The 10,710-nt window shown below is 76.2% G+C and carries 10 protein-coding genes; 6 read left to right on the forward strand and 4 right to left on the reverse strand.

Annotated elements, in window-relative coordinates; translation table 11 throughout:
• Positions 1 to 1,361: DUF2397 family protein (locus tag L6E12_RS29585; RefSeq protein WP_236231217.1), on the reverse strand; the 1,361-nt coding region annotated here is incomplete at its 3' end.
• Between the two features lie 138 nt (positions 1,362 to 1,499).
• Between L6E12_RS29585 and L6E12_RS29590 the strand changes: the two genes are divergently transcribed.
• The 3 genes from L6E12_RS29590 (at position 1,500) to L6E12_RS29600 (ending at position 6,010) form a co-directional block, all read left to right on the forward strand.
• Positions 1,500 to 2,438, forward strand: coding sequence for a cobalamin biosynthesis protein (locus L6E12_RS29590; protein WP_236231218.1), 939 nt, complete (start codon positions 1,500 to 1,502; stop codon positions 2,436 to 2,438).
• A gap of 84 nt (positions 2,439 to 2,522) precedes the next feature.
• Positions 2,523 to 4,451, forward strand: a complete 1,929-nt coding sequence (locus L6E12_RS29595; RefSeq protein WP_236231219.1) for a CobW-like GTP-binding protein — start codon at positions 2,523 to 2,525, stop codon at positions 4,449 to 4,451.
• Positions 4,452 to 4,462: 11 nt separating this feature from the next.
• On the forward strand, positions 4,463 to 6,010 hold the full coding sequence (locus L6E12_RS29600; protein WP_236231220.1) for an ABC transporter substrate-binding protein: 1,548 nt from the start codon (positions 4,463 to 4,465) through the stop codon (positions 6,008 to 6,010).
• 238 nt (positions 6,011 to 6,248) lie between these two features.
• Here the strand turns inward: L6E12_RS29600 and L6E12_RS29605 are convergent, their stop codons facing one another.
• The 3 genes from L6E12_RS29605 to L6E12_RS29615 are packed head-to-tail and all read right to left on the reverse strand — an operon-like array spanning position 6,249 to position 8,446.
• Complete coding sequence (locus L6E12_RS29605; protein WP_236231221.1) at positions 6,249 to 7,061, reverse strand: SURF1 family protein; 813 nt, start codon at positions 7,059 to 7,061, stop codon at positions 6,249 to 6,251.
• Positions 7,062 to 7,103: 42 nt separating this feature from the next.
• Positions 7,104 to 7,976 (reverse strand): fructosamine kinase family protein, encoded by an 873-nt coding sequence (locus L6E12_RS29610; RefSeq protein WP_374201965.1) that lies wholly within the window; start codon positions 7,974 to 7,976, stop codon positions 7,104 to 7,106.
• A complete protein-coding gene (locus L6E12_RS29615; protein WP_308075346.1) occupies positions 7,973 to 8,446 on the reverse strand; it encodes a low molecular weight protein-tyrosine-phosphatase in 474 nt (157 codons plus the stop codon). The genes L6E12_RS29610 and L6E12_RS29615 overlap by 4 nt, the downstream gene beginning before the upstream one ends.
• Positions 8,447 to 8,565: 119 nt before the next feature.
• Between L6E12_RS29615 and L6E12_RS29620 the strand changes: the two genes are divergently transcribed.
• The 3 genes from L6E12_RS29620 to L6E12_RS29630 all read left to right on the forward strand — a co-directional run.
• Entirely contained in the window at positions 8,566 to 9,021 is a 456-nt protein-coding gene (locus L6E12_RS29620; protein WP_236231222.1) for a hypothetical protein, read from the forward strand.
• 57 nt (positions 9,022 to 9,078) lie between these two features.
• Positions 9,079 to 10,110 carry an Rv2231c family pyridoxal phosphate-dependent protein CobC gene (cobC, locus tag L6E12_RS29625; protein ID WP_236231223.1) on the forward strand — a complete coding sequence of 344 codons (1,032 nt, stop codon included), beginning with the start codon at positions 9,079 to 9,081 and terminating at the stop codon, positions 10,108 to 10,110.
• On the forward strand, positions 10,107 to 10,710 hold a 604-nt coding region (locus L6E12_RS29630; protein ID WP_236231224.1), incomplete at its 3' end, for a Nif3-like dinuclear metal center hexameric protein. The genes cobC and L6E12_RS29630, both read left to right, overlap by 4 nt.

Here is a 10,710-nt window from a genome sequence, read left to right on the forward strand (position 1 = left end):
AGCGCGGGCGCGGACAGCACGGCGCTGTCGATGCCGTCGGCGTGCGCCGCCGCGGCGGCCAGCTCGGCGGCGGCGGCCTCGCGGCGCTCGTCGGCCGCGCGGGCCGCGGCGAGCAGGCCCTGCTCGGTGATCGGGTCGTCCATGATCCGCGACGTGCGCCCGCGCGCGCCCCGGTCACCCCGGCCGCGCACGCTGACCGACACGTCCACCGCCGGGCCGTCGGCCCACGGGGTGTGCTCGTCGTCGCCGTCGTGCTCCGGGGCGGGCAGCAGGTTGCGCGCCGAGTGCAGGCCGAACGCCCCCGCGTACAGGGCGTGCGCCTCGTCCGGGGTGGCCCGGTCGAACCAGCCCGCCAGCCGCACCAGCTCCGCGCGCCTGCTCGGCAGCAGCCCGCCGCCGGTGGTGGCCCGGCGCACGGTGGCCAGCAGCGCGCCGATGGCCCGGGTGGTGGCGTCGCGCAGCGCGGTGACCTGGCTGGGGTTGCCAGGCCGGTCGGCGAACCAGTCCGCCAGCTCCTGCCAGTCGGCCTCGCCGCGGCCCCGGGTGCGCTCCACGGCCGCGCCCAACTGCTCGGCGGGCTGCAGCAGCGCCAGCAGCCGCGCCCGGTGCGGGGCCAGCCCGGCCAGCGCCGCCGCGATCGTCGGGGTGTGCCGCAGGACGTCCTCCACCACGAGCTGGATGTACTCCACCAGCAGGTTGCGGAAGCCGGAGATCTCCTCGGGCGCCAGGTGGTGGCGGGTCAGGACCTGGCCCAGGTAGGCGTAGAAGTCGCGGACCGTGGCGGCCAGCTCCGCGTGCTGCAGGAACAGCGTCGTCACCCGCTCGGCGAGCTGCTCGCGGGCACGGCGGGCGGGCAGCGAACCGGGGTCGCGGTCGCTGCGGGCGATCGCCGTCGCCAGCGCCTCACCCAGCTCGCCGAGGCCGCGCTCGATCGCGGGCAGCAGCTCCCGGGACACCTCGCGCGCACCCTCGGGCACCCGCAGCAGCTCGTCCACGTCGCGCTGCACCCGCACCGCCAGCTTGCCCACCTGGTAGCGCATCGAGCCCTGCATGAACTCGGCGATGCTCGACGCGATCGTCTCCCGGCGGCCGTGCACCAGGTTGCCCCACTCGACGAGCTGGCGCAGCCGGGGGATCACCACGTCGATGTGCGACTCGCCGACGTCGATCGACCCGTCGCGCTCGGCCGCCGCCAGCGCCGAGGACACCTCGCCCGCGGACAGGTCGGCCAGCAGCGTCGAGGTGAACAGCCGCATGATCGCCAGGTAGGTCCGGTGGTGCTCGCGGGGTTGCAGGTAGGCGTAGAGCTGGAGCCTGCGCTGGGCGTCGGCGCCCGGTCGGGTCTCCTGGTCTGCCTCCACGGCGGGCCACGATAGCCGCAGGCACCGACACCCGCGCGGGCCGGGCGGGCTCCCGCGATACGGTTTCGCCTGCCCGGGGGACCACCGCGCCACCGGGACCACAGCACCGGAAGACCTCAGCCAGGAGGGGGAGCCACCGTGTCCGCGGCGCGCGCGCTCGGCCTGCTGCTCGGCTTCGCCGCCGACGTCGCCCTCGGCGACCCGCGCAGGCTGCACCCGGTCGCCGGGTTCGGCGGCGCCGCCCAGCGCCTGGAGCGGGTCCTGCACCGCGACGCGACCGCCCCCGGCGTGGTCTACACCGCCGTGCTCGCCGGTGGCGCCGTCGGCCTCGGGGTCCTCGCCGAGCGCGCGGGCCGCGGCAGGCCGCTCGCCAGGGTCGCCACCACCGCCCTGGCCACCTGGGTCGTGCTCGGCGGCAAGTCGCTGGCCACCGAGGGCGCGCTGATCGGCAAGCACCTCGACGCCGGTGAGGTCGAGGACGCCAGGGCCCGGCTGCCGCACCTGTGCGGCCGCGACCCGCGCACCCTCGACGCCGCGGCGATGGCCCGCGCCACCGTGGAGTCGGTCGCCGAGAACACCTCCGACGCCGTGGTCGCCCCGCTGGTCTGGGGCGCGCTGGCCGGGGTGCCCGGCCTGCTGGGCTACCGCGCGGTCAACACCATGGACGCCATGGTCGGGCACCGCTCGCCGCGGTACCGGAACTTCGGCTGGGCCGCCGCCCGCCTCGACGACCTGGTCAACCTGCTGCCCGCCCGGCTCGCCGCCGCCCTCACCGTCGCGGGCGCCCCGGTCGTCGGCGGCAACCGGCGCGGGGCCTGGCTGGCCTGGCAGCGCGACGCCGACGCGCACCCCAGCCCCAACGCGGGCCGGGTCGAGGCCGCCTTCGCCGGTGCCCTGGAGGTCCGCCTCGGCGGGCGCACCGTCTACCCGTACGGGGTGGAGGACCGCCCGGTCCTCGGCGACGGCCGGATGCCCGACGCCGGTCACGTGACCAGGGCCGTCGAGCTGTCCCGGGTCGTCGGCGTGCTCACCGCCGCGCTGGCGGCCGCGGTGGCCCTGCTCGCCCGCGACCGGTAGAGAGCGAGGCCGGTTCGGAAAAACGGGACCGCTCCCCGCCCCGCCTCGCTACCATCGAAGATCCACCTGCGAGCGGGGATCCGCATGACCGATGGCCCCTGGTCCTTCGTCGGCTGCAAACCCATCGACCTCCTGGTCGACGAGTCCGCGGAGCGCGCCTCCCCGGACCGCCCGATCGTGCTGCTGCTCGGTCCCGAGGGCAGCGGTCGCACGACGCTGCTGCGCTACCTGCTGCACCGCGCCCGCGCCTCCACCGGCCTGGCGCACGCCCTGGTCGACTGCGGCGGCGACGCGCACAGCACTGCCTGGGACCTGCTCTGCGAGGTGGTCGACGGCCTCGACCGCAAGTGGCCGGGGGCCCGCCGGGGGTTCACCCGCACCAGGGTCGCCCGGCTGGCGGTCGCGGTCACCGACCTGGCGACCACCGCCGACCCGGAGACCGCGCTGCTGGCCGTGCTGCGCCGGGCCGACCGGCTGCACGAGGCCACCGCCACCATCCCCGCGCTGGTCGAGGCGCTGGGGGAGACGCTGTCCGCCCCGGTCGCGGTGCGCGCCGCGGCCCAGCAGGGCGCCTCCCTGCTCACCCGGTCGAAGGTCCCGTCCAAGGCCGCGCTGCGCCACTTCGCCGACGGTGCGGGCGACCACCGCGTCGGGCTGCGCGCGCTGGTCCGCCTCAACCGCACCCACCGCGGCGACCTCGACGGCCCCGACCGCGCGGTGCCGGTGCTGCTGCGCGCCTTCCTCGCCGACGTCCACGACCTGGTCACCCGCCTCGGTGGCGGGCACAACTGCCTGCTGCTGCTCGACGACGCCGACGGCCCCGCCGCCACCGGGCTGCTCGACCTGATCGCCGCCTCCCGGGTGCGCGCCCCCGACGACCTGGTGGTCGTCGCCGTCACCCGCGGCCTGGCCGACCTGCCCGACGTCGAGGAGCGCTGGCGCACGCCGTGGTCGGCCGACGCCAGGGGCCGGGCCGCGGTGCCGGGGACGGCGCAGGCGTCGCTGGCGCTGTGGCGGGCCCACCGCGGCCCGGTGGAGCGCACCGGCGCCTGGTGGCTGCCGGTGTGGCTGCGCGACCTGTCCCGCGAGGAACTGGGCGTCGTCTTCGGCGAACGCCGGGCGGGGTACCTGCACCGGCTCACCCACGGGCACCCGAGGGCCGCCGCCTTCCTGGCCGACGCGCTGCCCGAGGACCCCCGGGCGGCCCGCAATGGCCAGTCGGACCTGCCGGACCTGCGCGACCGCCTCGACGACGCCGCCGAGTGGTACCTCACCGGCGACGACGGCCCGCTCGCGCTGGGCGCCGCCCGGGACGCCCCGGCCGCCGCCGCGCTGTGCCGGGCCCTGCGGCTGCGCGACCACCACGACCGGTTCGAGCAGGGCCACTGGCTGTCCGACGTGGACGGTCGGGGCGCGCTGGAGCCGCACCCCTGGCTGCGCCGGGTCCTGCTGCACGCGCTGGGCCGCACCGGCCGGTGGCGGGAGTTCTTCGAGGCGCTGCGGGTCCGCGCCGCCGCCGACGGCAGCGAGGTCGACCTGGCCTACTACCTGCTGGCCCTCGGCGAGGTCGAGCAGGTCGCCTGGCTGCTCGCCGCCCGCCTCGACACCGCCCCGCCCCCCGGCCCCACCTGGGACGACCGGGCCACCTGGGACACCGGGTCGTGGATCGACCGGCTCGACGAGATCACCGTGGCCCCGCTGCCCGGCGGTCCGGCCGTGCCCGCCGCCGACCGGTTCGACGTGGTGATGGCCGCGCGCAGCGAGCGGCTGCGCGCCGACCCGGTGGCCCGCGAGGTGTTCGCCCTGGTGGCCGCCCGCTGGATCTGGGCCGACCCGCTCGCCGACCCCGGCCTCGACCTGACCGACGCCGTCGCCGACGCCTACGCCGCGATCGCCGGTCAGGTGCGCGGCGGCCTGGTCCGCTTCCGCCAGGAGTCGAAGCTCTACCGCAACCTCGACCCGCTCAAGCAGGGCGCCCCACCCCGGCGCAGGCCAGTCCGCCCGACAAGCTGAGAGGACGCGCCGTGTCCGTCGACCCGCTGCTCACCCACCCGTCCGACCGCTACCTCGACAACCCCGCCGCGCACCCGATCGCCCGCCGCCGCTCGTTCTGGCGGCGCCGCTGGTGGGTGCCCGCCGCGGTGGGACTGCTCGTGGCGGGCGCGGTCACCGCCGTGGTGGTGGCCGAGGACGACCTGGTCACCGACGGGTCGGTGGTGTTCGCCGACCACCTCGCCGACGTCGAGGCCAGGATCCTCGCCGAGAACGAGGCCGTGGTCGCGGCGGATCCCAACCACCTGACCATCGCCTACGCCGCCCCGATGCGCGGGGGCGACGACATGTTCAGCGAGGAGAACATCCGCCACCAGGTGCAGGGCGCGTACCTGGCGCAGTTCTGGGCCAACCACCCCGACGGCGGCGACCGGTTCGGCCAGGACCGCCCGCTGGTCAAGCTGCTGCTCGCCGACACCGGAGTCGCGGGCGCGGACTGGGAGCGGACCGCCGCCGAACTGGCCGACGCGGTCACCGACGACCACCTGGTCGCCGTCGCCGGGCTCGGTGCCAGCATCGACACCACCCAGTCGCTGGTCGACGCGCTGGACGCACTGGGCGTGCCGATGGTCAGCTCGGTCATCACCTCGTCCCGGATCACCGGCGACCGGCTGCGCCGCGTCGCCCCGAGCAACGCCGACGAGGCCGCCGCGGCGGTCGCCTACCTGACCTCCACCCCGCGGTGGAAGCAGGCCACCCCGGACCGCCCGTACACCGCCTACCTGGTGCAGGACCGCAACCCCACCGACAGCTACGCCATCGACCTCGGCACCTCCTACCGCAGCTCGTTCCCCACCAACGGGGTGCAGCGCCTCGCGCAGACGCAGGTCGAGTTCACCGGCAACAACGCCGCCACGGGCACGGTCCTGGAGCGCCTGGTCAGCCAGGTCTGCTCCCTCGACCCACCCGCCGACGCCATCCTGTTCGCGGGCCGCAGCCAGGCGCTGACGGTCATGATGGGCAAGCTCAACCAGCGCTCCTGCGTCGACCGCCCGATCACGGTGGTCACCGGCGACGACGTGAACGTCCTCGCCCCGAAGAAACCGGGCGAGAGCCCCCTGTGGGGCGACACCAACCTCGACCTGGTCTACACCGGCCTGGCCACCACCAGTAGCTGGCTGCGCGCCACCGGAGCGGTCCCCCGAGCCACCCTCGACCGCTTCGCCGGCTGCGACCACTGCTTCGCCGCCCTGTTCAAGGACTCCCTGGACGACGGCCAGGCCCTCATGGCCCACGACGCCCTGATGGTCACCGCCACCGCCGCGCACAACGCCTACGACACCGACCGCACCTCCTCCGTGCTCACCCCGGCCGACGTCGACAACGGCTTCCACACCATCACCTCCAACGCCCGGGTCCCCGGCGCCAGCGGGTGGATCTACTACGAACCCGGCCCGGGCAGCCAGGACGGCGTCCCGACCGACAAGGCCATCCCGATCATGCGGATGAACCCCGACCAGACCTCGGAGCAGATCGACCTGTCCTCCCGCACCGGCACCCCGGCAGGCCCCACCCCCTGACCCCCACAGCCGACCCAGCCACGCCAAACCCCACCGGTGCAGCTGCCGACCATCCCGAAAACCGCCGGCCGGGCACCACCGACAAACAACCGGCTCTTGAGCCAACAGCACACGGCCAGGGTTCGGCGAAGCGGCCCAGCCCCAGGGCCTGTCCTCAAAGCCGACCACCTGAAAACCGCAGGCCCGGCTACGCCCCTGCCGGGCATACCAGCAAAATCCCGGGCTTTGAGGACATGTCCTAGGCCCGGCTGTAGTCGTCCTCGGCCAGTTGCTCGGCCACCGACAGCCTGCGCGGCCGGGGCTCGGCCAGCGCCCCACCGGGCTTGACCTCCCGCCAGGTGAAGTAGAACAGCCCCAGCAGCGCCATCACCCCGAAGGCGATCCACTGCAACGCGTACGAGAAGAACGGCCCCGCCTCCATCAGCGGCAGCGGCAGCGCCGACAGCACCCCGGGTGACCCGTCCTCCAGCTGGAAGTACCCGGGCCGCAGCGCCAGCCCGGCCGCGTCGGCGACCGCGCGGGAGTCCACGGCGTACACCTGCCGGTGCCCGTCGGTGGTGGCGTCCTCGAAGGCGGGCCTGCCCTGCGGGTCCCGCTCGTCGACCCGGACCCTGGCCACCAGGTCCACGGTGCCCGTGGGCGCGGGGGCGAACCCGGGGACGCGGATGCCGCCGACCGGGCGGACGTACCCGCGGTCGACCAGCACGGCGGAGCCGTCGAGCAGGCGGAACGGGGTGAGCACCTCGAACGCGGCGTTGCCCTGCACGGTGCGCAGCCGCGCCACCGCCTCGGCGTCGGTGAGGTACTGCCCGCGCAGGGTCACCCGCCGCCACTCGGTCGCCGGACCGGGCGCCGTCCCGGCGGGCAGCACGCCGTCGAGGGGGGCGGGGTCGGCGCCGGTGGAGGACTCCAGGGCGGCGTTGGTCGCCTCCCGCTCGGCGTTGCGCTCGAACTGCCAGGGCGCGAGCAGCGTGAAGCACGCCGCGGCGAACACCACCACGACGAAAGCCAACAGCAGCCACCCTGGGCGCAGCAGCAACCTCAACCGCACCCCACCACGGTATGCCAGGGCGCGGTGCCGGGTCCCGCGAGGTCAGGTCGCCAGGACCCGCCGGGCCGCCGCCGCGGTCTGCCCGGCGTACCCGGCCCCGAACAGCACGACGTGCACGAGCAGCGGGAAGAGCTGGTGCAACGCCACCCGGTCGCGCCACCCGGCGGCCAGCGGTGCCGCCTCGTCGTAGGCGGCGAGGACGCGGTCGAGGTGTGGGCAACCGAACAGCGCCAGCATCGCCAGGTCGGACTCCCGGTGTCCGCCGTGCGCGGCCGGGTCGATCAGCCAGGGGCGGTCGTGCCGGTCCCAGAGCACGTTGCCGTTCCACAGGTCCCCGTGCAGCCGCGCGGGCGGTTCGGCGGGCCCGGCCACCTCCTCGATCCGCGCGCAGACCGCCTCCACCGGGGCCGCCTGATCCGGGCTGAGGGCCCGCCGGTCGACCGCCTGCCGCAGGTACGGCCGGATGCGGTGCTCGGCGAACCACTCCGGCCACCGCGGCCCGACCACGCACGCCATCGGCAGGTTCCCGATCCACGACTCCCGCGGCCCCTCCCCGAACGCCCCCGCCCCGGCCGCGTGCAGCCGGGCCAGCCCGCGCCCCAACTCCACCGCCGCCGCGGCCGAGGGGGCGCCCGGCTCCACCTGGTCGATCACCAGCCAGTGCCCGTCCACCCCGCGCACCTCCGGGACCGCGACCACCCCCGGCTCGGCCAGCCACCGCAGCCCGTGCGCCTCCACCCCGGCCTTCCCCTCCGCCGCGTGGAACTTCGCCACCACCACCCCACCGCCGTCGAGGTCCACCTCGAACACCGACGCCCCGATCCCGTGCACCCCGGTGACCCCGACGCCCACCAGCTCCTCGACCGCCCGCGCCGCGGTCCCACCCGCGGGCCCGTCCGTGCGGCCCCCGGTCACAGCCGCTCCCGGACCCACGCCAGCAGGCCGGGCACCGCCGCCTCCACCATGGCCAGCACCCCGTCGAACCCCTCGTCCCCGCCGTAGTACGGGTCCGGCACGTCCCGGTCGCCCCCGGCATCCGGGTCGAAGTCGCGCATCAGCACCACCCGCTCCGGGTCGGGCACCAGCCGCCGCAGCGCCCGCGCGTGCCCGGAGTCCATCGCCACCAGCAGGTCGGCGCCGAGGTGCTCGTCCCCGACCTGGGCCGCCACGTGCTCCCCCGGGTAGCCCCCGCCGACCAGGACCCGCACCGTCCGCGGGTCCGCCCCGTCGCCGACGTGCCAGTCCCCGGTCCCGGCGCTGCTCACCCGCACCCGCCCGGCCAGCCCCGCCCGCCGCACGTGCTCGGCGAAGACCAGCGCGGCCATGGGGGAGCGGCAGATGTTCCCGGTGCAGACGAAGCTGATGTGCAGGGGCCGGTGCGTCACCCCACCAGTCTCCCAACCGCACCTGCCGCCCGCTGCGTCCGCCATCCCGGTGAACGGCGTAACGGCGTCGGACCGGTCGGCGAAGCAGGTGACGTCGGGCACAACGGGAGAGGCAAGCGATGGCATCGCAGTGGACGGGGTGGCCCTGGGTCGCCGCAGGCGCGTCGGGGTTGGCCGTCGTCGTCACGGTCGGCGCCGCCGCGGGGGTCGCGTCGCGGGACGCGGTGGCGGCGGGTGCCGCCGAGCCGCTGACCCGCGAGGTGGTCACCACGGTGACCGAGACGGTCACCTCGACCGCCACCACCGTCTCGACGGTGACCGTCACCGTGACGCCCCCTCCGCCGCCGGGGCCCGCCGTCGAGTTCTCGGTGGGCACGTACGAGGTCGGTGTGGACGTCCAGCCCGGCAAGTACAAGAGCCCCGGCCCGGCCGGGTCGATGTGCTACTGGGCGCGCAAGTCCGCCGACGGGTCGAACATCGTCGACAACGGCCTGAGCGAGGGGCCGGTGACGATCACGATCAAGGCGGGCGAGCTGATCGAGATCTCCGGGTGCTCGGTGTTCACGAAGGCCTGACTGCGGCCTGTGGACAGACGAACGCGCTGATCGGGGCGCCGTCCTAGACTCGCGGGCGTGGATGGGACAGGTGGGTTGCGGCACCACGGGGACGTGGACGCCGAGCCCGGGTTGCTCGACTTCGCCGTGAACGTGCGCGGCAGCGGGCCGCCCGGGTGGTTGCGGGCGCGGCTGGTGGGGGCGCTCGACCGGATCGGCACCTACCCCTCCGCGGCCGACGACCGCGCGGCCCGGCTGGCGGTGGCCGACCGGCACGGCCGCACCGCCGAGGAGGTGGTCGTCCTCAACGGGTCCGCCGAGGGGTTCGCGCTGCTGCCGAACCTGCGCCCCCGGCTGGCCGCGCTCGTGCACCCCTCCTTCACCGAGCCCGAGGTGGCCCTGCGCGACGCGGGCGTCCCCGTCCACCACGTCCTGCTCGACCCCGCCGACGGGTACGCCCTGCACCCCGAGCGCGTCCCCGAGGCCGCCGACCTGGTCGTGGTCGGCAACCCGACCAACCCGACCTCGACCCTGCACCCCGCCCGCACCCTCGCCTCCCTGGCCCGGCCGGGGCGGGTGCTGCTGGTGGACGAGGCGTTCATGGACGCGGTCCCCGGCGAGCCGGAGACGCTCACCGGTGACCCGGGTGTCCTGGTCTTCCGCAGCCTCACCAAGACCTGGGCGCTGCCCGGCCTGCGCGCCGGGTACGCGCTCGGGCCGCCCGGCCTGCTCGCCCGGCTGACCCACGGCCGTCCACAGTGGCCGGTGGGCACCCTCGTCCTGGAGGCGGTCGCGGCCTGTTCCGAGCCGCACGCGGTGGCCGAGGCGCAGCGCGACGCCGCGGTGGCCGCCGCCCACCGGCGGCAGCTCGAGCGGGCGCTGCGGGAGATCCCCGGCATCACCGTGCACGGGCCCGCCGCCGGGCCGTTCCTGCTGCTGACGGTCCCGGTGGGGCTGCGGGCCGCGCTGCGGGCCGCCGGGATCGCGGTGCGCCGGGGCGATACCTTTCCCGGGCTCAGACCCGACCACGTCCGGATCGCGGTGCGCGCGCCCGCCGAGTGCGCGCCGCTGCTCGCCGCCGTCCGCGCCCACCAGGAGGTACTGCTGTGACCACGGTCGCCGACGCCATCGCCGCGCTGGAGGCCGCCTACCCGCCCGCGCTGGCCGAGGGGTGGGACGCGGTCGGGCTCGTCTGCGGCGACCCGGCGCAGGAACTGACCCGCGCGCTGGTCTGCGTCGACCCCGTCGAGTCCACTGTGGACGAGGCGGTGGAGCTGGGCGCGCAGTTGCTCGTCGCCCACCACCCGCTGCTGCTCAAGGGCGTGCACGGGGTGGGCGCCGACACGCCCAAGGGCAGGCTCGTGCACCGGATGGTGCGCGCGGGCGTCGCCCTGTTCTGCGCGCACACCAACGCCGACTCCGCCGACCCCGGGGTCTCCGACGCGCTCGCGCACGCCCTCGGGCTCACCGTCACCGGGCCGCTGAGCGCCAACGCCGACGGGCGCACCGGCATCGGCCGCGTCGGCGAGCTGGCGGCGGCCGAGCCGTTCGCCGCCTTCGTCGAGCGGGTCGCGCGGGCGCTGCCCGCCACCGCGGGCGGCGTGCGGGGCGCGGGCGACCCCGACCGGCCGGTGCGGCGGGTGGCCGTCTCCGGCGGCGCGGGGGACTCCTACCTCGACGCCGCGACCGCCGCGGGCGTCGACGCGTACG

The sequence above is a fragment of the Actinokineospora sp. PR83 genome (genome assembly GCF_021056305.1).
In the GTDB taxonomy this organism is placed as follows: domain Bacteria; phylum Actinomycetota; class Actinomycetes; order Mycobacteriales; family Pseudonocardiaceae; genus Actinokineospora; species Actinokineospora spheciospongiae.